The sequence below is a fragment of the Pseudomonas sp. 51_B genome, from assembly GCF_017491595.1.
In the GTDB taxonomy this organism is placed as follows: domain Bacteria; phylum Pseudomonadota; class Gammaproteobacteria; order Pseudomonadales; family Pseudomonadaceae; genus Aquipseudomonas; species Aquipseudomonas promysalinigenes.
The window spans coordinates 1-467 of sequence record NZ_JAFGYW010000320.1 but is presented as its reverse complement, the minus strand read 5'-3'; the positions used below and the strand labels follow the sequence as shown (position 1 = coordinate 467).

At 57.4% G+C, this 467-nt stretch carries 1 protein-coding gene; it reads left to right on the top strand.

All coding sequences use genetic code 11. The features are described from left to right. Positions 1-81 precede the first annotated feature (81 nt). A complete protein-coding gene (locus tag J5M56_RS25030; RefSeq protein ID WP_016772488.1) occupies positions 82-465 on the top strand; it encodes a hypothetical protein in 384 nt (127 codons plus the stop codon). Positions 466-467 lie beyond the last annotated feature (2 nt).

Below are 467 nucleotides of genomic sequence, written 5' to 3'. Positions count from 1 at the left end.
GTATTTCAGGCGCGCAACATTTGCACCCATCCTCGACTAAGCTCTAAGTCCGAATCCTGACAACCACAAAAGAAGGTTTCCATGACTCAAATGACTGCTTCGTTCAAAGCCCTGCTGCTGGCCGCCGCCCTGACATTGCCGGGGCTAGCCATGGCGGCCGATCCGGCGATGGAAAAGGACGGCATGTACACCGATCAAAAGGGCATGACCCTGTACACCTTTGCCAAGGACTCCGCTGGCAAGTCCGCGTGCAATGACAAGTGCGCGGCAAACTGGCCGCCGCTAATGGCGACAGCGAATGACAAGTCGATGGGGGACTGGACGGTAATCACTCGTGATGATGGCAGCAAGCAGTGGGCCTACCAGGGCATGCCGCTGTACACCTTTGTGATGGACAAGAAGGCCGGCGACATGACCGGCGACGGCAAAATGGACGGCGCGTGGAAAGTCGCCAAGGCCAAATAACC